Origin of the sequence: Mesorhizobium sp. NZP2298, from assembly GCF_013170825.1 — a bacterium.
Lineage (GTDB): Bacteria > Pseudomonadota > Alphaproteobacteria > Rhizobiales > Rhizobiaceae > Mesorhizobium.
Genome location: NZ_CP033365.1, coordinates 2,810,403 through 2,831,943 on the forward strand (window position 1 = coordinate 2,810,403; position 21,541 = coordinate 2,831,943).

Genomic DNA, 21,541 nt, shown 5'->3' on the forward strand with positions numbered 1-21,541 from the left:
GATATTTCGTCGGACCGAGCCATTCGGTGCGCTCCTTATCGAACGATGGAAACAAAGGGCTATTTTCTGAGCCATACTTCTAACGAGATTTGCATCCTATCTTGCCGATGGGCTTCCATGGCATGTCGCGCTACACTAGGACGGAAAACCGATCTCTTTTGAGCCGAGCAAGGATCGGTGAGCTAGATCTCGCCGTGAAGCGGGATCTCCCCTGACAGCCATTGCACGAACAGCGTCGCCGACCGCGAGAGGCGCCGGTGCTGATTGGGAACCACGTGCAAGGCAACCGGCAGGATTTCCCCCGCGCCGAATGGCGCCACCAGCCGCCCCGAGGCCAGATAGGCCGCCGCATAAGTCGACATGACCGCGGTGATGCCGCCCGCGCATGCCGCAACCTCCAATGCCGCCGCTGCATTGTCGGCCTTGATCGGCGCCTTGTGCGGCGCAATGACGATGTTCTCCTTCTTCGCCCAGAGATCCAGCAACTGCATCCTGCCTTGCACGTGGATGAGCCGGGCGGCGTTGAACCAATCGGCACCGGGTTTCGCTCCAGCCTGGCGGCCGGTCTCGGGGTCGCAGAGAAGCATCAGCCGCTCTCGCCCCAGTCGCACGGCGCCCGGTGCCGGCTGCAGCGGATCGAGCGCCAGAATGCTCAGATCCGCCAGTTCCACATTGGGGTCGGTCCAGATCGTGCTGTTCAGCCGGACTTCGATCTTCGGATGGGCGGCGGAAAAACCAACCAGATGCCGTGCGAGCCACAGCGTGACGAAGCTAAGCGGGGCTGAAACCGTCACGCTGGTCTGCGCCTGCGCGCCCAGCAGCCCCTCGGTCGCCGCTTCGGCCCGATCCAGCGCCTCGGCTATTCCCGGCAGATAGGCGGTGCCGACCTCGGTCAGTTCCAAGCCGTTGCTGCGCCGATGGAAGAGCGGCCTGGCGAAGAACTGCTCCAGCGCCCGGACCCGTTGGCTGATTGCGCCCTGGGTGCAATTCAATTCCTCGGCGGCTTTGGTGAAGCTTAGATGCCGGGCCGCCGCTTCGAAGGCCTCCAGATAAATGAGATGCGGGAGATTGCGCACGCCAAGACCTCTTTTCGGTTCTTTACCCATTACGAAAACGGGGTCACTGGGTAAAGAACGATTTCTTGCGCCAGGCCGGCCTGGCGGGTTCTCTAAGGCCAATCCCAGCCGCCGAGCCGCAGGACGTCATGCCTTTCTCTCTGCTGAAATACGGCCTGCGCGCCAGGCACGTGTCCTTTCGCGACATCCCTCCAACGCCCGACCTGAAACGATCCTACGATGTGGTGATCATCGGCGGGGGCGGTCACGGCCTCGCGGCGGCTTACTACCTGTCCAACGTGCATGGCATCCGCAATGTCGCCGTGCTGGAAAAGGGCTATCTCGCCGGCGGCAATACGGCCCGCAACACCACCACGATCCGCTCGAACTACATGACCGAGGAATCGGTCCGCTTCTACAAGGAAGGTGTCGAACTGTTCGAAACCATGTCGCGGGATCTTGGCTTCAACGTCATGTTTTCGCAGCGCGGGCAACTGACGCTCGCGCATTCCGAGGCGACGCTGCGCAGCTTCCACCTGCGTGCCGAGATGGGCAAGCATATGGGCACAAGGATCGAAGTGGTCGATGTCCGGACGGTGAAGGAGCTTTGCCCGCATCTCAACCTAGATCTCGGCGGTCAGCACGAGGTGATGGGCGGGCTCTGGCATGCCGACGGCGGCACCGCCCGCCATGACGCCGTGGCTTGGGGCTATGCCAGGCATGCCGGCGCGCGCGGCGTGGAGATCCACCAGCGCACCGAGGTGACCGGCTTCGAACACGCCGGCGACCGGGTCACCCACATCAGGACGAACCGTGGAACGATCGCCGTGGGCCAAGTGCTGCAGGCAGTCGGCGGGCTCAACGGCCAGGTCGCCGCCATGGCGGGCATCCGGCTGCCGATACGCTGCTTCCCGCTGCAGGCGATGGTGACGCAGCCGCTGAAGCCATTCCTGGACATACTCGTCTCCTCGGCCAATCTGCACACCTATCTGGTGCAGTCCTCGCGTGGCGAGGTCGTCATCGGCGGCGGCTCCGATCCCTACCAACTGGCTTCGACGCGGTCGACGCTCGACCAGAAGGAACACCTCGCCGAAGGCGCGCTGCACCTCTTCCCCTTCCTGCACAAGGTCAAGCTGTTGCGGCAATGGGCCGGGATTACCGACATGACGCCGGATTACAGCCCGATCATGGGCGCCTCGCCGTTGCGGAACTATTGGCTTGACTGCGGCTGGGGCACCTGGGGCTTCAAGGCGACGCCGGTGGCCGGCAAGCGCATGGCCGAGACCATCGCCACCGGGCGCGTGCCCGATGTCCTGAAACCGTTCGACCTGCGCCGGTTCGACAGCTTCGCGCTGCTGAACGAAATGGGCGCCACGGCCGCCAGCCACTGACGAGTACTCCGATGAAGCTCTTGACCTGCCCGGTGAACGGCCCGCGCAACATCACCGAATTTCAGTATCTCGGACCGGTCCGCGCGGCCAGCGCCGACCAGCCCGAGCAACTGATCGAAGCCCTGTTCTACGCCGAGAACCCGCTCGGCGTGATGCGGGAGTGGTGGCGGCACACACCGTCCAACACCGTGCTGATCGCCGAACGCCACACCGTCAGCGACCAGATCGTCGCCACCTATCTCCCCACTCGAAAGCCTGCCTGACATGACCGAACGGCTGCCGCTTCCCTGGGGATCGCGCCTCGACCGCACCCAGAAAATCCGTTTCGCCTTCGATGGCCGGCCGCTCGAAGGTTTCGCCGGCGACTGCATTGCCTCGGCCATGGCCGGCAGCGATCGCTGGATCCTGTCGCGCTCCTTCAAGTACCACCGTGCGCGCGGCATCCTCACCATGGCCGGGCAGGACGCCAACACGCTGGTGCAACTGCCTGACGAACCGAATGTGCGGGCTGATCTGCGCCCGATCGCCGAAGGGCTGAGGGTCACTGCCCAGAACGTCAACGGCACCGCCGAACGCGACCGGGGCGCGGTGCTCGACAGGTTGGGCCGCTTCATGCCCGTCGGGTTCTACTACCGCAGCTTCTTTGGCCCCGGCGCGAAAAGCTGGCTCAAATTCTGGGAGCCGTTGATCCGCAGGTCGGCCGGTCTCGGCAAGGTCGATCTCACTGCCGGTCATGGCCATTATATCAGGGAAAACCTGCACACCGACGTGCTGGTCGTCGGCGCTGGCCCGGCGGGGCTTTCGGCGGCCATCAAGGCAGCCGAGGCGGGCGCCGAGGTGCTGCTGGTCGACTTGAACCCGGAAATCGGCGGCGCCTTGACCTATGCGCGCTTCGGCCTCGAGACGGCGGAGGCCGAGGCGACCTTGCAGGCGTTGCGCGTCGCGGCCGAGAAAATCGGCAATCTACGGGTGCTGACCGGCGCTACCTGCAATGGGTGGTTCGCCGACAACTGGCTTCCGGTGCTGCAGGGCGAGACGCTCTATCGCGTTCGTGCCAAGCAGGTCGTGGTGGCCGCGGGATCGCATGAACAGCCCCTGGTGTTTCGCAACAACGACCTGCCCGGCATCCTCCTGTCGTCCGCGGCACAGCGGCTGATGCGCCACTATGCGGTTCGCCCTGGCCGGCGCGCCGTGGTCTTTGCCGGCAACCGGGATGGATATCTCGCCGCTCACGACCTTCTCGACGCAGGCGTGTCCTTGGCCGCCGTTCTCGACCCGGCAGCCGATGCGTCCGACAACACCCTCGCGCAACACCTCGTCGAGCGCGGCGTCCGGATCATCCCGAATGTCACCGTCACGGAAGCGCTGGGGACCGGGGGCAATCGCCATATAAGAGCCGTCCGCTTCAGCACGCCCGAACATGGCGCGGAGCTGCTGGAGTGCGATCACCTGGTGGTGGCGGCGGGCTACACGCCGTCTTACCAGCTACCGCTGCATGCCGGCGCGAAGCTGGGATTTGACGAGACCAGTCGGCAATTCGTGCTGAGCAATCTGCCGGAGGCGTTTCATGTCGCCGGTTCGGCGGCAGGCTGTTTCGAGCTGAACTCGGTGCTGCGCAGCGGCGAGGTCGCGGGCGCGGCGGCGGCGCGGGGGGCGGGGCATGATGCCGAACTGCCGGCGATCATCCCGGATGCCGGCGCGGCGGCGATGAACCATTTTCAACCGTTGTCCGCGCACGCGAAGGGGCGGGACTTCGTGGATTTCGACGAGGATCTGCAGGTCAAGGATATCAAGAACGCCGTCAGCGACGGCTATAGCGAGCTCGAGCTGGTGAAGCGCTATTCCACCGTCGGCATGGGGCCGTCGCAGGGACGGCATTCCGCGCTGGCAACGGCCAGGATCGTGGCGGCGGAGACGGGCCGCTCAGTGGGCGAGGTGGGTATCACCACGTCGCGGCCGCCATTCGGCCCGGAAAAACTGGGACTGCTGGCCGGCCCGAACCATGTGCCCTACCGGCATACGGCGATCCACGCCGAACATGTCGCAAGCGGCGCGAAGCTGACACCTGTCGGTGCGTGGTGGCGACCGCTGCACTACGGTGGAGATGGCGATGCCGGCGGGACGATCTCCGACGAGGTCAGGCTGGTGCGTGACAAGGTCGGCATGCTTGACGTTTCGACCCTGGGCAAGCTGGCGATACGAGGGCCGGATGCCGGCGCTTTCCTCGACCGCATCTATACGATGGCGCATGCCAGGCAGCCGGTGGGGCGCGTGCGCTACTGCCTGATGCTGAACGACATGGGATCGGTCATCGACGACGGGGTGGCTTATAGGCTGTCCGAGACCGAATTCTACGTGACCGCCACCACCGGCGCCGTTGCCCGCGTCTTCACCGACATGCTGTTCGCGAACACGCAATGGGGCATGCGGGTCGATATCCAGAACGTCACCGCCGCCTTCGCGGCGATCAATGTCACCGGCCCTTCGGCACGGAAGGTTCTTGAGGCACTCGGCGGGGACATCGATCTCTCCCCGGTGGGCTTCCCCTATCTCAATGGCCGCAGCGGCGTGATCGGCGGATGCCCGGTCCGGGTCATGCGCATCGGCTTCACCGGCGAACTGAGCTACGAACTTCACGTGCCGCAATCCTTCGGCGCGGCACTCTGGCGAAAGCTGCTGGAGGTGGGGGCGCCCCACGGGCTGCAACCCTATGGGCTGGAAGCCTCGCGCATCCTGCGTCTGGAAAAGGGGCACATCATCATTGGCCAGGATACCGACGCGCTCTCGACCCCCGACGAACTGGGCATGGGTTGGGCGCTGTCGAAGGCCAAGACGCGCTATGTCGGCAAGACTGCCATCGAGGCGCGGGGCGGGCTGGGCCTCAAGCGCAAGCTTTGCGGCTTCGAACTGCCCGAGGGACACGGCATCCGGCTGGCGGAATCCTGCCTCGTGCTGCGCGACGGACGCCCGGTGGGCTTCGTCACCTCGACCTGCTTCTCGCCAACGCTGGGCAAATGGATCGGCCTGGCCTACGCCGACCCGCGTGACGCGGCGCCGGGATCCAGCCTGCGCATACGCGGCCTGTGCGGCAAGGAACTGCAGGCCAGGGTGGTGCCGACACCGTTCCATGACCCCGAAAACCAGCGGCAGGAGATGTAGGATGCCCCCGAGCAGCCATTCCGCGTCGGTCGGTCATCCCGAGGGTATTGATCCCGGTCTGCGCCACCACGCCCTGGCGCGGCGCCTCGCGCGCAGGGATGGGCCGCCCGGAGCGCAGGAGAACGTCGTGCTCGATTGCACGCCGACCGAGCGGTTCGGGCTGCGTGGTCCCGGCACAATGGACTGGCTCGGTAAAGCAGGTCTTGCGACACCGGAAACGGTGAATACCGCCATTGTCTTGCCTTGCGGCACGTCGGTGCTGCGACTTGGCCAGCAGGAGGTGCTGCTGGCGGCACCTCCCGGCGGCGGCGGTGCGCGGTTGCGCGACCTGCGCAAGGCCTGGCACGACAGTGAGCTTCCCTCCAAGGGATATGACGCCTATCGCGACGAAGGCTGGGCGTGGTTCGTGATATCGGGTCCGGCGGCGCCCGCGCTGATGCGGCGGATCTCGATGGCCGATCTGAGGCCGGAAAGCCTTAAGGCCGGTGATCTCTCCCAGACCCGCGCCTTGCATCTGGACGCGGTCGTGGCCCGCTTCGACCGTTTCGGCGCGATATCCTATGATATTTTCTTCGACATCGCCTCGGCGGCGTTTGCATTGGATGTCCTGACCGAGACGGCTGCCGGAACGAATGCCGGCTTTCAACTGGCGGCTCTCCACCCCGCGGAATAGTTCGGTCCTCGCCTGTTTCCTGCTCGGGTCGCGGTGAACATCACGCCGCCATGCCGCGTCGCGGGGAGGCCCGTTGTTGATCCTAACTGTTGCCGCTCACGCGCGATATCGGTCGACGAGGGTCACCAGACGCTCGCAGGCCGCAACAGCGGCGGCGTGATCCTGCGAAAAGTTCAGGCGGACGCTGTTTTCGGAAAACGGACTGAATTCCGTTCCGGGTGTCACGATGACGCCCGCCTGCAGGCGCAGGATGCGGACAAAATCACCACCTGCCACGGCCAGGCGGGGCAGAGCCGGAAAGATGTAGCTGCCGGCCTCGGTCGTGCGGACCTGGATTCCGGAAGTCGCGCGGAAAACCTTCAACAAATCGTCGCGGATCGCCTGGTGCTCGCGGATGCGCTGGTCCATCCAGCCGGCCGGTTCGTCGAACCAGCTGCGCAAAACGGCCTGGCTATAGCCACCGGCGCGCAAGGAGACGATGGCCTGCAGCTTCTCCATGCGGGCAATGATTTCTTTCGATCCGAAGGCCACCCCCAGCCGATAACCGCTGAGCGATTCCGTCTTCGATGGCCCCATGATGGTCACGACGTTTTCCGCGTCCAGCTTCTGCGCGCGCAAGTGGGTGTAGTCCATGCCGGAGTACAGCAGGCGCGAGTAAAGCTGGTCGACGATGACGGTCGCGCCGTACTGGCTTGCCAGCGCGGCAATCGCTTCGATCTCCGCTCGGGAGTAGACCACGCCGGCCGGATTGTTTGGGTTCGAGAACAGGAAGATTCTTGCGCCCGACCTGAATGCGTCTTCCAACTGGCCAAGATCGAGGCCCGAACGGCCTTCGGTCGTTGCGTAGTCCATCCGGACGGGCATCATTTCGCCTTCGCAGAATTCCACCAGTTTGCGGTTGGCAAAATAATCGGGCTGGACGATCGCCACCTTGTCGCCCCGCGACACGGTGGAGGCGACGGCCAGGAACAGCGCGCCCTGGGTGCCGGGGGTGATGATCAGGCCGTCGCGCGCATCGACAGGGGCTCCGGTAAAGCCTGCCAGCCGCGTGGCGAGTTCTTCGCGGATGCCAAGATCGCCGCGATATTCTGTGTAGGCCTGCCTGCCGCCGGCTTCGACGCCGGCCGAGAAGACCTCGAACGAGCCCGGTGTCGGGGTGAACGCGTCCACGTCACCATGCGAAAAATCCACCGGCCGGCCGGTGATCACGTCGCCCAGCAATACGGCGTCGATCCCGCCGGACAACTGGCGGCCCTCCTGTCCGGGCGCCGCGTCGGTGCCGAGGCCGCTGAATTTGCTCTGGATCGTCATCGGAAATTCCTGATTGGAGGCACTGCCGCTGCCGCGATGCCATAGCAGCACATATCAAGCAACGAAATTTAGAAGATGGACCCCCCCGATTTCCGGCGCGCTTTCCGACCCTCGCGGATGCGGTTCGATCGCGAAGGCATACCGGCTGTACTTCAACATCGCGATGACAGACGCCGGCCTCCACCTGACCAGGAAGCCCAACGGCCTCACGGCCGCCGAAGAACGGTTCGCATTCGGCGTCAAAAAAGCGAAGCGGGATTGCGCCGCAAATGCTCTTGTTGTACGAACGTTCAACAAGAGCATTTGCGGGTACCTGCCGTGGTACGAACCGAGTTTCCCTTTGCCGTCGAAACCGTCGATCCGCTGTGGATCGCGCTGGCCGACGGCACCCGCATTGCCGCGACGCTGTGGCGTCCGCGCACCGAGGGCAAGGTGCCTGTCGTCGTCGAGATGGTGCCTTATCGCCGCCGTGACGGCACCGTGGCGCGCGACATCGACATCCACCCCTGGCTTGCCGGCCACGGCATCGCCTGTGCCCGGATAGACATTCGCGGCAGCGGCGATTCCGACGGCGACCTGGCCGATGAATATCTGCCGCGTGAACAGGAAGACGCCTGCGAGATCATCGCGCATCTGGCCGCGCAAGCCTGGTGCAACGGCAATGTCGGCATGACCGGCATTTCCTGGGGCGGCTTCAATGCGCTGCAGGTCGCGGCGCGCCGGCCGCCGGCCCTGAAGGCGATCATAACCAACTGCGCCACCGACGATCGCTACGCCGACGACATCCACTATATGGGCGGCGCGCTGCTGACCGAGCAGGAGATGTGGTCGAACTTCATGCTGGTGAAGAAGGCGATGGCGCCCGATCCGCACATCGTCGGCGACGTCTGGCACGCCATGTGGATGAGCCGCCTTGCAAAGACAAGCTCGCTCTCGGAAGTGTGGCTCGCGCATCAGCGCCGCGATGACTATTGGCGGCAAGGTTCCGTCTGCGAGGATCATTCCGCGATCGAATGCGCCGTCATGGCTGTCTGCGGCTGGGAGGACAGCTATTCCAACTTCGTGCCGCGCCTGCTCGAGCATCTGCCGGGGCCGAAGCTCGGCATTGTCGGGCCGTGGTCGCATGCCTATCCCTGCCGTGGCGCGCCGGGACCGCTGATCGGCTATCTGCAGGAGGCGCTGCGCTGGTGGCGGCATTGGCTGTGCGGCGAAGACACCGGCATCATGGATGAGCCGCTCTACCGCGTCTGGATCACCGGCGAGGAGAGGCCGCGGCCATTCTATCTCCCCGATCACGCCGGCAACTGGGCCGCCGAGGACCATTGGCCGTCGCCGCGCATCGAGCGCCGCACGCTGCATCTGAACGCCGCCGGGCTGGGCAGCGAACCCGCGCCGGGAGCGACGCTTTCCGTGCGCTCACCGGCGACCGCCGGCCGCGACTGCGGCCGCTGGGGCGGCTATGGCGGCGCCTGCCCGGACATGCCCATCGACCAGCGCCGCGAGGATGGGATGGCGCTGTGCTTCGACACGCGACCGCTGGATGATGATCTGACATTGCTTGGCGCGCCGGAACTGGACCTGCTCGTCAGCGTCGACCAGCCGCATGTCAATCTCGCCGCGCGGCTGTGCGACGTCTATCCCGACGGCACCTCGGCGCTGATGACCTATGGCGTGCTCAATCTCAGCCACCGCGACAGCCATGAGCATCCGACACCCTGTCCGGTCGGAATGCCGTTTCGCGTCAAGCTGAAGCTCAATGATTTCGCCCGTACCGTGCCCAAGGGCCACCGTATCCGGCTGGCGCTGGCCAACCAGCACTGGCCGATCCTGTGGCCGCAGCCGAAATTGTCGACGCTGTCGGTATCGAGCGGCGACAGCACCATGATGCTTCCGGTGCGCCCGTCGTCGCCGCGCGATCGCGACGTCCGTTTCGAGCCTGCCGAAACCGCGCCGCCGGTGCCCACCACGACGCTCGACGAGGGCTTCGACCGCCGCGTCGTCACCGACGATGTCGGCTCGGGCGTGCAGACCATTGCGCTGACCTCCGATCACGGGCGCCGGCGCTATGACGACCGCGCCATCACCGTGTCTTCCGCAAACAGCGACACGATGAGCATCCGCAGTGACGATCCGCTGTCGGCAAAACTCGTCACCGAATATCGCTGGGCGATCGCCAGCGGCGATGCCGACACCGAGGCGATCGCGGTGACCGAGCTGACATCGGACGAAACCCATTTCAACCTGAGTTGGCGGCTCGAGGCCCGAGAACGGGGCACGCTCGTCCACAGCGCCTCGGCAACCCAGCGCATCAGGCGCGATTTCGCCTGAGAAAGAGAGGGAGGCCATGCTCGCATATGCAGTGAAGCGCATCGGTCTCGGCCTCCTGATCCTCGTCCTCGTCATGGTCGCGATGTACGCGGCCGTCTTCCTGGTGCCGGGCGATCCGGCAACCGTGGCGCTCGGTCCGCGCGCCACGCCGGAACTGAAGCGGCTGCTGATCGAGCGCATGGGACTCGACCAGCCGGTCTGGTGGCAGATCATCGAATTCTTCCGCAACGCGCTGACCGGCAATCTCGGCTACGATGTCTGGTCGAACCGGCCCGTCTCCACCCTGGTGCTGGAGGCTCTGCCGAACACGCTGATCCTCGGCCTGACAGCGCTGGCCGTCGCGCTCCTGATCGGCGTGCCGCTCGGCTGCCTGTCGGTGATGCGGCGCGGCACGGCGGCCGATGCCGTGATCGGCGTGCTCTCGGTCGGCGTCATCGCGGTGCCGTCCTTCGTCGTCGCCATCTATTCGCTGCTGGTCTTTGCCGTCACGCTGCGCTGGCTGCCGGCCATCGGCGCCGGCGAGACCGGCGACTTCATCAGCCAGGCCAAGGCGCTGGTCATGCCGGCCGCCGCCATCGCGCTCGGCTGGATCGGCTACATCGCCCGCATGGTGCGTGCCTCGATGATGGAGGTGATGGGCGAGCCGCACATCCGCACCGCGCGCTCGTTTGGTTTGCCGGAATGGAAGATCGTCTCCAAATACGCGCTGCGCATCGCCATCATCCCGACCATCTCGCTGGTCGCAGTCGGCCTCGGCAGTATCCTGTCCAGCGCGGTCTTCGTCGAGGCGGTGTTCGCCCGGCCAGGCATCGGCAAGCTCATCACCGACGCCGTCAACACCCGCAATTATCCGGTCGTCATGGGCACGGTGCTGATCATGACCGCCATCTATGTCTCCATCACCATCGCCGCCGATCTCTTGATCGCGCGGCTCGATCCGAGGGTGCGCGATGTCTTCCGTGGCTGATGCCTCGTTGTCCACGCCTGATCGACAAGTGTTTGTCATGCTGCGCACGCTGCTCGCCGATCCGTTCACCTGCGTGGCGCTGATCCTGGTCACCGGCTTCCTCGTCACCGCGATCTTCGCGCCGTGGCTGGCGCCTTATTCGCCGGTCAAGATCGACGTGCTGCACAAGCTGCAGCCGCCATCGGCGGAACACTGGTTCGGGACCGATCATCTCGGCCGCGATCTCCTGTCGCGGGTCATCTACGGCGCGCGTACCGCACTCACCATCGCCATGGTGTCGGTGGCCATCGCCGGCGCCATTGGCCTGATGCTCGGCCTGATCGCCGGCTACGGCCCGCGTTGGCTCGACGCCATCCTGGTGCTGAGCTTCGACAGCCTGAACTCGCTGCCGATGATCATGTTCGCGCTCGCCATCATCACCGTGCTCGGCGCCGGCACCGGCACGCTGATCATCGTCATCGCCGCGACGTCGTTTCCGAGCTATGCCAGGCTTATCCGGGCGCAGACGCTGGCGCTGAAAAACAGCGACTACATCCTCGCCGAACGGCTGATCGATGCCGGTGCCGCGCGCATCATCTTCATCCATCTGCTGCCCAATGTCGTCGGCCCGCTGATCATCCTTCTGTCGATGGATATTCCGGTCGTCATCATGGTCGAGGCCGGCTTGAGTTTCCTCGGCCTTGGCGTGCGTCCGCCGACACCATCCTGGGGCTCGATCCTCTACGATGGCTACACCAGCATTCGCTCGGCACCCTTCATGGTCATCTTCGGTGGCCTGCCGCTGGTGCTGGCCACACTTGGCTTCACCTTCCTCGGCGAAGGCCTGCGCGACTATCTCGATCCGCGCCTGCAGTTGCGGAGACCGGCATGACCGGCTCGCTCGCCGCCAGCGATCTCAGCGTCCGCTACGAGACGCCGCATGGCGCGGTGCACGCGTTGCGCCATGTCGACATCGAGGCGCATCCGGGCGAAGTGATCGGCATCGTCGGCGAGAGCGGCTGCGGCAAGTCAACGCTGGTCACCGCGCTCGCCAATCTCCTGCCGGCCAATGCCCGCATCGACGGCTCGATCTCCTACAACGGCGTCGACCTGGCCAAGCTCGACGCGTACCACCAGCGCCTGCTGCGCGGCGACGAGATCGCGCTGGTCAGCCAGGATCCGATGTCGGCGTTCAACCCGGTGCTGACCATCGGCGACCAGCTCGTCGACTTCCAGCACCACCGCAAGGACCTTGGCAGGGCGCAGAAGCGGGCGCGTATCGCCGCCATGCTTGGCCGCGTCGGCATCGCCGATGCGGAGCGGCGCATGCAGAGCTATCCGCATGAACTGTCGGGCGGCATGCGCCAGCGCGTCGCCATCGCCGCTGCCTTGCTGACCGATCCCGGCCTGCTCATCGCCGACGAGCCGACGACGGCGCTCGACGTCACCATGGAAGCGCAGATCATCCACCTGCTGCGCGAGCTGAGGCGCGACTATAACGGCATCATCATCGTCGTCTCGCATCATCTCGGCGTCATCGCCGAGCTCTGCGACCGCGTCTATGTCATGTATGCCGGCGAGGTGGTCGAGGGCGGCGAGGTCGACGCGATCTTCCACGATGCCAGGCATCCCTATACGCAAGCGCTGCTCGCCTGCGATCCCGCCCGCTTTCACGAGCGGCTGGACAGGCTGCCGACCATTCCGGGCTCGCTGCCGAACCTCACTCAGCCACCGTCCGGATGCGTCTACGCACCGCGCTGCGACCGTGCCTTCGCACCGTGCACCACCGTCGCGCCACCGCTGGTGAAACTCGCCGCTTCCCATGTCGCGCGCTGCCATGCGGTGACACCATGAGCCCGCTGCTCGCCGTCGAAGACCTTTCCGTGAGCTTTGTGCGCGGCGGCTTGCTCAACCGGCTGGTCAATCCGTTTCCGCTGCCGGGCTTCAACGTCATCGATGGCGTGACGTTGTCGCTGATGCCGGGCGAGACGCTCGGGCTCGTCGGCGAATCCGGCTCCGGCAAGACGACACTGGCCCGCACCATTCTGGGGCTCATCCGGGCAGCCGCCGGCCGCATCGTCTTCGAGGGCAGGGAGGTGCGGACGCCGGCCGATTTCCGCGCCATGCGCCGGCGCTCGGCGATGATGTTCCAGGACCCTGTCGCCTCGCTCAGCCCGCGCCTGCGCATCGGCACGCTGCTCACCGAACCGCAGATCATCCAGGGGTTGCCGATGCCGGACCGCCGCGCCGCGGCAAAAGCGCTGCTGGCGCTTGTCGGTTTGCCCGCCTCCTTCGTCGACCGCTTTCCGCATGAGCTGTCAGGCGGGCAGGCGCGCCGCGTCGGCGTTGCGCGCGCCCTGGCGATGAAGCCGCATCTGCTGCTCGCCGACGAGCCGACCGCCGGCCTCGATGTCTCGGTGCAAGGCGATGTGCTGAACCTGATCGGCGAACTCAAGCGCGAGCTCGGTTTCGCCGCCATGATCGTCACCCACAACCTGGCCATGATCCGCCACGTCAGCGACCGATTGGCCATCATGTATCTCGGCCGGCTGGTCGAGACCGGACCGACGCAGGCCGTGTTTTCCGCGCCGATGCATCCCTATACCGCGACGCTGATCCAGTCCGAGCCGATACCCGATCCACGCCGGCGCAGCCATAACCCTGCCGTCACCGGCGAGATCCCGAGCGTGTTCCGGCGGCCTTTGGGCTGCGAGTTCCACACGCGTTGCCCGATCGCACGCGAGCGCTGCAGGACCGAGGCGCCGGTCTACCGGCCGATGGGCGCAGATCGCATGGTGCGCTGCCATTTCCCGCTGCAGACAGGCGGGCAAGAACGGGAAGCCTTCTCACGCGCTTCCATCAACCAAAGGGGAAACTGAGATGTCAGAATGGACCATGGACAGACGTGCATTCCTGAAGGCGGCCGGCGTGCTGGGCGCCGGCGTGGCGATGAAGCCGGGCTTCGCCTGGTCGGCCGCGGGCGACAAGCTGCGCATCCGCATGGAAGGCGATCTGCAGTGCCTCGATCCCGCCTTCATGAATGGCGGCATCGAGGATGTCATGATGCGCGGCATCTATGTCTCGCTCAACCATTTCGGCGACATCAGGAAAGGCTCGCCCTGGTCGCCGTGGGGCGCGGAAAAGCTTGAGCAGAAAGACCCCAAGACCATCGCCTTCACCCTGATCGACGGGCTGAAATGGTCTGGTGGCTTCGGCGCGGTGACGGCCGACGACGTGAAGTTCTCGTTCGAGCGCATCGCGGACAAGGCGCTCGCATCGCCCTGGGCCTATCAATTCGAGAAGCTCGATCGCGTCGAAGTCGTCGATGCCCGCAATGGCATCATCCATCTGAAGGAACCTTACCAGCCGATCTTCGTCACCAGCCTGCCTTACTATGGCGGCCACATCATCAGCCGCGCCGGCACCGAGAAGGCTGGCGGCAAATTCACCACGCAGCCGCCGGCGACATGCGGGCCCTATCTCTTCTCCGACTGGCAGCAGAAGCAGAAGGTGACGCTGACCGCCAACCCGGACTGGCCGGGCCCGAAGCCGGATTTCTCAAAGGTCGAGATCTATGTCGTGTCGGACGATCAGGCAGCGCAACTCGCCTATGAAGCCGATGCCTTCGACTACACCAAGATCGCCATTTCGGCGACCAAGGCTGTCAAGGAGAAGCCGCCAGCGGACACAAACCTGATCGAGGCGCAGTCGACCCGTTATGTCTGGCTGACCATCAACATGCTGAGCCCGCGGCTCAAGGATCCGAAGGTGCGGCAGGCGGTGCAATATGGCGTCGATGTCGGGCAGATCCTCACCGGTGTCTATGACGATCTGACCAAGCGCTCCACCGGTGTCGTCCAGCCCGGTACCAAATTCGCGCGGGCCTCGAATCTGATCGCGGCGCCCGACTATGAGAAGTCGGCCGCACTCCTCAAAGAGGCTGGCGTCGGCGACCTGTCACTGACCCTGACGGTGATGAACGATTCCATCCGCACCGCGACCGCGCAGATCATCCAGGCCAGCCTTGAACAGGCCGGCATCAAGGTCGAGATCCAGCCCTATGACGAGGCCGCCTTCTGGGGCGTCGGCGACAAGACGCAGGGTGACGGCTACAAGAACATCGACCTGGCGCTGATGGACTTCGCCGGCGGCATCGATCCGTCGGAAAACCTGGTCTGGTTCCGCCCCGACCAGATCGGCGCCTACAACTGGTCGGGCTTCGACAGTCCCGAATTCGAGACCAGCTACCAGCAATTGGTGGCCGAAAGCGACGAGGCCAAGCGCATCGCCTTGTCGAACCGGATGGAGGATTTGATGGAGCAGTCCGGCGGCTTCGTCTTCATCTGCCATCAGCCGCTGGTCGCCATCCACAAGACGGCGTTCGACCCGGTCATCTATCCCGACGGTCACCCCAATCCGGTGCTGTTCAAGAAGAAGGCGTGAACCGAACCATGATCCCGAAAAGTGGGAACCGGTTTTCGGATAAGATCATGGTCAAACAAGGAGATAGAGCCCCATCCCGATGTCATCGGGATGGAACAGGCTCTATGTGGACAGGATAGGCATTATCGATTAGCTGGAGTCCATGACGGAAGCCCAACCAGAAGATGCAAAAAGGAAGCGCGGCGCGAAAAAGGCTCCGCCGCGCTTCAGCCGCGAACAGGCTGACGTGCGCCGCTCCATGCTGATCGAGGCGGCGACGCGCTGCCTGTCCGTCGGCGGCATCGGCGCCTTCACCATCGACCGCATCTGCAAGGAGGCCGGTGTTTCGCGCGGCCTCATCAACCATCATTTTGAAAGCCTCGACGGGCTGCTGGTCGAGGTCTACAAATCCTCGCTCTACGCCAGCGTCAACAACCAGATCGCCGAGGCCAAGCGCCGTCGTGCGGAGACTTCCGATTGGTCGCCGCAGGCCGCACTTGCCGCCCTGGTGCACTCCAACTTCTCGCCGGAATATTTCAGCCGCGAGAACCTGCTGATCTGGCTGTCGCTGTGGGGCGAGATCGCCGTCAACCCGCGGCTCAAAGCGGCGCATCGCGAACTCTACGATGCCTATCGCGCGGAACTCGCGGAGGACATCGCCGCTGTCGCCATACCGCGCGGCAGGCAAGTCGATGCGCCGGCGCTGGCGCGCAATTTCATCGCCCTGGTCGATGGGCTCTGGCTCGAATGGTGCCTCGATGAAAGTGTGGTGACGCCGCAGGCGGCGGAGGCGGCTGGGTTCGAAATGCTCGAAGCGCAGGTGGGGCCCTTGCGGGGCGTTTTAGTTCAGCGGTGAACCACCTTCGCGTTTCCGCCGCTCCATATAGTCGCGCAGCGCCTCGTCGATGCCGGGATCGATCGGCGGCTGTTCGTATTCGGCGACCATGCGCTTCCACACGACATTGGCCCGCTCGCGCGCCGTGACCTGGCCGCGTTCGACCCAAGTATCGTAATTGTCCCAGTTGGACACCAGCGGTGAATAGAAGGCGCGCTCGTAGCGTTGCATGGTGTGCGCCGCGCCGAAGAAATGTCCGGCCGGGCCGACCTCGCGCACCGCCTCCAGCGCCAGCGTGTCGATGTCGACCACGGGCGGATCGAAATAGGCCGACATCATCTGCAGCATCTCGGCATCGATGACCAGTTTCTCGAACGATGCGGTGAGCCCGCCGCCGAGCCAGCCGGCGGCATGCAGCACCAGGTTGGCGCCGCCCATCAGGCAGCCCCACAGGGACATGGCGCTTTCATAAGCGGCCTGCGCGTCGACCGAATTGGCGGCTGTGACATTGCTGGAGCGGAACGGCACGCCGATCAGCCGGCAGAGCTGCCCGGTGATCTGCGCGGCCTGTGTGTATTCGGGCGTCCCGAAGGCCGGCGCGCCGGTCTTCATGTCGACATTGGAGGTGAAGCCGCCATACATGACAGGCACGCCCGGACGCACGATCTGGGTCAGCACGATACCGGCCAGCGCCTCGGCATGCTGCTGCGACAGCGCGCCCGCAAGCGTCACCGGGCTCATCGCGCCGGCCAGCGTGAACGGCGTGATGACATTGACCTGGCCATGCTCGGCCAGCGCGATCAGGCCTTCGGCCATAGGCTCGTCGAGCTGCAGCGGCGAGTTGGTGTTGATGATGCCGGTGAAGACCGGCATCTCCCGGGCAAGGTTTTCGCGCGTCGTGCCGAGCGAAATCGCCACCATCTCCAGCGCGTCGATTGCGCGCCCCTGACCAAGGGTTTGCGGCTGCCAGTTCTTGTCGAGCAAGGTGATCTCGGCATAGTAGAGGTCGAGATGACGCGTGTTCTGGTGCAGGTCGAGCGGCTCGAACGGGCCGCCGCCTTCCTGGTGCAGCACGTTGAACGACTGGATGAGTTTCAGATAGTCGCACATCTCGGCATAGGTGCCGGGACGGCGGCCGCGATCATTGTCCATGACATAGGCCGGGCCGCCGACCGACGACAGGATGCAGTGCTTTCCGCCGACCTTGACGTTCTTCGCGGGATTGCGGGCGCGCAGCTCGAAGGACGATGGCGCCATGGCGACGCGCTCCATCACCATGGCGCGGTCGAAGCGCACCCGCATGGCGCTTTCGTCGACATCGCAGCCGGCGGCGCGATAAAACTGCCGCGCCCGCGGCTGCAGCACGCGCATGCCGATCTCCTCCAGGATGGTCAGGCCCATTTCATGGATCGTCCGCACCTGATCGTCGGACAGGATCTCGATCGGCGCATAGGGCCGCGTCAGCTGCTTCCACGGACGCTGCTCGATGCCGCCGATCTCGCGCTGCGGGCGGCCGGGTCTGCGACGTGCGGCGGTGCGTTCCATGGCCTTCTAGACCTCCCTGTTTGACGCAATTCCTGTGGGAAAACCGCTTCACACTTTTCCTGGAATTGCTCCTATTCGGCTGCCGTGCGCATATCGAAATCCGCCACCGCGTCGACGATCGGCGTGTCGCGTCTATAAGGCTGCCAGCGAACCTTTGTACCGATCTCTCGAGCCAGCTTGTGACCGCTGTGAACGGCGTGGGCGATGGCGCCCGGCGCGAGCGTGTCGCCGATACGATCGACGCTGCGGATGCCGACGGCCGTAAGCGCGTCCGCCCGTTCCGTCAGCGTCTCGAACAGCTCGTTGCGCGGCAAGCGCAGCCCGACGATCAGCACCGAGCGGCAGGCGATGCGGCTCTCCTCGCCGGTGAACAGATGCGCCAGCGTCGCCGTCTCGCCATCGAAGGATTTCAACAGATGCAAGGTCGTCACCGGCACGTTGCGGCGCGCCAGCGCACGATGCACCAGCGGCAGCTCGTTGGTCATGATCGTCCAGGCGGACGCCTGGCCGGCCGGGGTGACGTAGCTGACCGGAACGCCCTGCGCCGCCAGATGCTCGGTCAGCACGCCGCCCATGTAATAATTGTCGAAATCGAAGACCAAGGTTGGTCCTTGCGGAAGGCGGCCGGCGGCGATGTCATCGGGTGTGAACACTTCCGCGTGGTCGAGCCGGCCGACCGGTATCTCCAGGGAGGAGTAGAGCATGTCGGTCCAGCGTGCGCCGGTCGCAAGCACGACCCGGTCCGGCGCCAGGTCGACGATTTCGTCCGCGCCCAAGACACTCTCGGGATAGAGCGAGACATTGTTCATCTCGCCGAGCCGTCCGAGCCGGTAATCGACGACGCGGTTCCAGGCCGACAGGCCGGGCAGTGTCTTCTCGAAGGTCAGCCGCCCGCCGAACGTACGGCTGCTGTCGGCGAGTGTCACCTCATGGCCACGCCGGCCAAGCGTCAGCGCGCATTCGAGCCCGGCCGGTCCGCCGCCGACAACCAGGATGCGCTCCGCTCTGTCGGCACGCTCGACACGCTCGGGGTGCCAGCCGCGCCGCCATTCCTCGCCGGCGGTCGGGTTCTGCGTGCAGCGCACCGGCACGCCGTCATGCCAACTCGAAATGCAGATGTTGCAGCCGATGCATTCGCGGATTTCGGCCTCGCGGCCCTCGCGGATCTTGGCCGGCAGGAAGGGGTCGGCGATCGAGGGCCGCGCGCCGCCGATGAAGTCGAGCACGCCGCGCCTGATCTGCGAGACCATGGTGTCGGGAGAGGTGAAGCGGCCGACGCCGACCACCGGCTTTTTCGTCAGCGACTTGACGAAATCGATCACCGGCTCATGGCTGCCTTCACCGGTGAAGCGCGACGCCGAACAGTCGGTCGGGCTGGAATCCATCTTGACGTCGAACAGGTCGGGCAGGTCGGCCAAAAGTTCGATCAGCTCATGCGCTTCCGAAGGCTGGTTGCGGCCGGGCCGGCCGCGCAGTTCCTCTAGGCTGACGCGCAGCGCGACGCCGCAATCCTTGCCGACGGCATCCTTGGTGACCTCGATCATCTCGCGCACGAAGCGCACGCGGTTCTCGATCGGTCCGCCGTACTCGTCGGTGCGATGGTTGTACTCCGGCAGCAGGAACTCGTAGCCGAGATAGCCCATGCCGGCATAGACGTAGACCACGTCGAAGCCGGCCGTGCGCGCCTTGCGCGCCGCCTCGGCCTGGCATCGCAACACCTCCTTCATGTCGGCCTTGTCCATGGTCTTCGGCCGCAGATTGCCCATGAAGCCGACATGCGTGGCCATCCAGGGAATTCCCGATGGCGAGAGCGGCGGCAGCCGGCTCGTCCTGTTCATGACGGACGCGCCGCCATGCCAGAGTTCCACGCCGGCAAGCGAGCCATGGCGGTGGACGGCCTCCGTCATCAGCGCATGGGCACGGATATCATTGTCGTCCCACAAAGTGGCGAAAGGCAGCGGGGCGTCGTCCGAACTGGGATCGATCGAACAGGCGCCGGTGCAGATCACGCCCCATCCGCCCTCGGCCTTGGCTTCGCGAAAGGCCGCACGCACCCTTGGAAGGGCGTTGGTCATGCCGCTGGCATGCGGCACCTGGTAGAAGCGGTTCGGCGCGGTGACCGGCCCGATCCGCATCGGCTCGAACAGGATTTCGTAGCGGGGATTGCAGGTCATCGGGACTCGGCGAATATGCTTGTTGAACGATCGTACAACAAGCATATTCGCCGGCATTGCAGAACGCAATGGCCCAAAGCAACGGCGCTGGGGATCGGTTCGAAAGCAGGGCAAATGCGACGGTGTTGGGACGGGCCGACAGCATGGGTTCACAACACCATCACATTTGTCCAAATTGGACAGATCTTGAAACCGGTCAGTCCTATTTCGGGCTAACCTTCTTCCGGCCCGTCTTTCGTCGCCAGCCCTCGAAGGTACTCGACTCCTTTTTTGGGGTCGTTTCGTTCCGATCGCTGGCAACGGCCTGCCGGGCCTTTTTGGGAGGAATGTCGTGACACTGTTTGCCGTCCACTGTCTGGACCACGCCGATGCCTTGCCGAGGCGCCTGGCCAATTATGACGCGCACAAGGCGCATCTTGCGCAGGGGCGTGTGAAGACCGTCATCTCCGGTCCGCTGGTGGCAGAGGACGGGGAGACGATGATCGGCTCGCTCTTTGTGTTTTCCGCCGAAAAGATCGAGGATGTCAGGGCATTCAATGCCGCAGACCCCTTCAACGCGGCCAATGTCTGGCGGTCCGTCAGCATCAACCCGTTCCTGATGCGCGTCGACAACCGGAGCTAGGTCCGAGGCGAATTCATGGAACCCTTCGTCTATAACGGCCAGCCGGCCCGCGTCATTTTCGGATCCGGCACCATCCAGCAGCTGCCGGCGGAACTGGACCGGCTGGGCCTGAAGCGGGTCGCGGTGCTGGCAACGCCGCCGCAGGAGCCGGAAGCGCGACGGCTCGTCGAACAGCTCGGCGGCCGCGCCGCCGGCGTCTACGCGCGGGCGACGATGCATACGCCGGTGGAGGTCACCGAGGACGCGCTGCGTGTCATTCTGGACCTCAAGGCCGACGGGCTCGTCGCCGTGGGCGGTGGCTCGACCACGGGCCTTGCCAAGGCCATCGCACTGCGGACCGACCTGCCGCAGATCGTGGTGCCGACCACCTATGCCGGCTCGGAAATGACGCCGATCCTTGGTGAGACCAGGGACGGAGTGAAGGTCACCCAGTCGAGCCCCAAAGTGCTGCCCGAAATCGTGATCTACGACATCGACCTCACTCTGTCGCTGCCCGCGGCCATGTCCGGCACCAGCGGGCTCAACGCGATCGCGCATGCGGTCGAAGCGCTTTATGCACGCGAGCGCAACCCGGTCATCAGCCTGATGGCGACAGAGGCGATCGGCGCGCTTGCCGCGGCCCTGCCGACAATAGCCGTCGAGCCCGACAACCGGGAAGCGCGTTCAAAGGCGCTTTACGGCGCCTGGCTTTGCGGCATCTGCCTGGGCTCGGTGGGCATGGCGCTGCACCACAAGCTTTGCCATACGCTCGGCGGCAGCTTCGACCTGCCGCATGCCGAAACGCATGCGATCGTGCTTCCGCACGCGCTTGCCTACAACGCTCCGGCGGTGCCGGACGTGATGCAGAGGCTGCGCGACGTGCTCGGCACGGACGACCCGGCCATGGCGCTCTACGATCTTGCCGACAGGGTCGGCGCACGGCGAGCGCTCGCGGATATCGGCATGCCTGAAAATGGCATCGAGCTTGCGACGGACAGGGCGCTGTCCAACCCCTACTGGAACCCGCGCCCCCTTGAGCGCGAGGCGCTGAAGGGGTTGATCGCCCGGGCTTATGCAGGCGAACGGCCGCGCTCCTGAGGC

General features: G+C 65.1%; 17 protein-coding genes. 13 read left to right on the forward strand and 4 right to left on the reverse strand.

What is annotated here, in order from left to right; translation table 11 throughout:
• Nucleotides 1-182: 182 nt before the first annotated feature.
• Nucleotides 183-1,178 carry a LysR family transcriptional regulator gene (locus tag EB231_RS13590; protein WP_172349253.1) on the reverse strand — a complete coding sequence of 332 codons (996 nt, stop codon included), beginning with the start codon at nucleotides 1,176-1,178 and terminating at the stop codon, nucleotides 183-185.
• Nucleotides 1,179-1,204: 26 nt separating this feature from the next.
• Here EB231_RS13590 and EB231_RS13595 point away from each other — a divergent pair, with 26 nt between their 5' ends.
• From EB231_RS13595 to EB231_RS13610, 4 genes are read left to right on the forward strand one after another with little or no spacing between them, the layout of a single operon-like run.
• Complete coding sequence (locus tag EB231_RS13595) at nucleotides 1,205-2,446, forward strand: FAD-dependent oxidoreductase (protein WP_172349254.1); 1,242 nt, start codon at nucleotides 1,205-1,207, stop codon at nucleotides 2,444-2,446.
• A gap of 11 nt (nucleotides 2,447-2,457) precedes the next feature.
• A complete protein-coding gene (locus tag EB231_RS13600; protein ID WP_172349255.1) occupies nucleotides 2,458-2,709 on the forward strand; it encodes a sarcosine oxidase subunit delta in 252 nt (83 codons plus the stop codon).
• 1 nt (nucleotide 2,710) lies between these two features.
• Complete coding sequence (locus EB231_RS13605; RefSeq protein ID WP_172349256.1) at nucleotides 2,711-5,605, forward strand: FAD-dependent oxidoreductase; 2,895 nt, start codon at nucleotides 2,711-2,713, stop codon at nucleotides 5,603-5,605.
• Nucleotides 5,574-6,278, forward strand: a complete 705-nt coding sequence (locus EB231_RS13610; RefSeq protein ID WP_172349257.1) for a hypothetical protein — start codon at nucleotides 5,574-5,576, stop codon at nucleotides 6,276-6,278. Before EB231_RS13605 ends, EB231_RS13610 begins: the two co-directional genes overlap by 32 nt.
• A gap of 96 nt (nucleotides 6,279-6,374) precedes the next feature.
• On the opposite strand, the gene EB231_RS13615 is transcribed toward EB231_RS13610, so the two are convergent.
• Entirely contained in the window at nucleotides 6,375-7,589 is a 1,215-nt protein-coding gene (locus tag EB231_RS13615) for a pyridoxal phosphate-dependent aminotransferase (protein ID WP_172349258.1), read from the reverse strand.
• A gap of 318 nt (nucleotides 7,590-7,907) precedes the next feature.
• Here EB231_RS13615 and EB231_RS13620 point away from each other — a divergent pair, with 318 nt between their 5' ends.
• The 7 genes from EB231_RS13620 to EB231_RS13650 all read left to right on the forward strand — a co-directional run bounded on the left by EB231_RS13620 (nucleotide 7,908) and on the right by EB231_RS13650 (nucleotide 16,141).
• Nucleotides 7,908-9,917, forward strand: coding sequence for a CocE/NonD family hydrolase (locus EB231_RS13620; RefSeq protein WP_172349259.1), 2,010 nt, complete (start codon nucleotides 7,908-7,910; stop codon nucleotides 9,915-9,917).
• Between the two features lie 16 nt (nucleotides 9,918-9,933).
• Nucleotides 9,934-10,884, forward strand: a complete 951-nt coding sequence (locus tag EB231_RS13625; RefSeq protein ID WP_172349260.1) for an ABC transporter permease — start codon at nucleotides 9,934-9,936, stop codon at nucleotides 10,882-10,884.
• Nucleotides 10,868-11,755, forward strand: a complete 888-nt coding sequence (locus EB231_RS13630; protein WP_172349261.1) for an ABC transporter permease — start codon at nucleotides 10,868-10,870, stop codon at nucleotides 11,753-11,755. The genes EB231_RS13625 and EB231_RS13630 overlap by 17 nt, the downstream gene beginning before the upstream one ends.
• Nucleotides 11,752-12,717, forward strand: a complete 966-nt coding sequence (locus EB231_RS13635) for an ABC transporter ATP-binding protein (protein WP_172349262.1) — start codon at nucleotides 11,752-11,754, stop codon at nucleotides 12,715-12,717. The genes EB231_RS13630 and EB231_RS13635 overlap by 4 nt, the downstream gene beginning before the upstream one ends.
• On the forward strand, nucleotides 12,714-13,742 hold the full coding sequence (locus tag EB231_RS13640) for an oligopeptide/dipeptide ABC transporter ATP-binding protein (RefSeq protein WP_172349263.1): 1,029 nt from the start codon (nucleotides 12,714-12,716) through the stop codon (nucleotides 13,740-13,742). The genes EB231_RS13635 and EB231_RS13640 overlap by 4 nt, the downstream gene beginning before the upstream one ends.
• A gap of 16 nt (nucleotides 13,743-13,758) precedes the next feature.
• The gene (locus EB231_RS13645) at nucleotides 13,759-15,306 is read left to right on the forward strand and encodes an ABC transporter substrate-binding protein (RefSeq protein WP_246740936.1); all 1,548 of its coding nucleotides are present in this window, start codon (nucleotides 13,759-13,761) and stop codon (nucleotides 15,304-15,306) included.
• A gap of 142 nt (nucleotides 15,307-15,448) precedes the next feature.
• Nucleotides 15,449-16,141, forward strand: coding sequence for a TetR/AcrR family transcriptional regulator (locus EB231_RS13650; RefSeq protein ID WP_172349265.1), 693 nt, complete (start codon nucleotides 15,449-15,451; stop codon nucleotides 16,139-16,141).
• On the opposite strand, the gene EB231_RS13655 is transcribed toward EB231_RS13650, so the two are convergent.
• The gene (locus tag EB231_RS13655; protein WP_172349266.1) at nucleotides 16,127-17,665 is read right to left on the reverse strand and encodes a trimethylamine methyltransferase family protein; all 1,539 of its coding nucleotides are present in this window, start codon (nucleotides 17,663-17,665) and stop codon (nucleotides 16,127-16,129) included. The two genes, EB231_RS13650 and EB231_RS13655, sit on opposite strands and share 15 nt — an antisense overlap.
• Before the next feature lie 71 nt (nucleotides 17,666-17,736).
• Entirely contained in the window at nucleotides 17,737-19,839 is a 2,103-nt protein-coding gene (locus EB231_RS13660) for an oxidoreductase (protein WP_172349267.1), read from the reverse strand.
• Nucleotides 19,840-20,170: 331 nt separating this feature from the next.
• Between EB231_RS13660 and EB231_RS13665 the strand changes: the two genes are divergently transcribed.
• Both EB231_RS13665 and EB231_RS13670 read left to right on the forward strand, forming a co-directional pair.
• The gene (locus EB231_RS13665; RefSeq protein ID WP_206681914.1) at nucleotides 20,171-20,461 is read left to right on the forward strand and encodes a YciI family protein; all 291 of its coding nucleotides are present in this window, start codon (nucleotides 20,171-20,173) and stop codon (nucleotides 20,459-20,461) included.
• A 15-nt stretch (nucleotides 20,462-20,476) separates the two neighbouring features.
• Nucleotides 20,477-21,538 (forward strand): maleylacetate reductase, encoded by a 1,062-nt coding sequence (locus tag EB231_RS13670; RefSeq protein ID WP_172349268.1) that lies wholly within the window; start codon nucleotides 20,477-20,479, stop codon nucleotides 21,536-21,538.
• The last annotated feature ends 3 nt before the right edge of the window (nucleotides 21,539-21,541 follow it).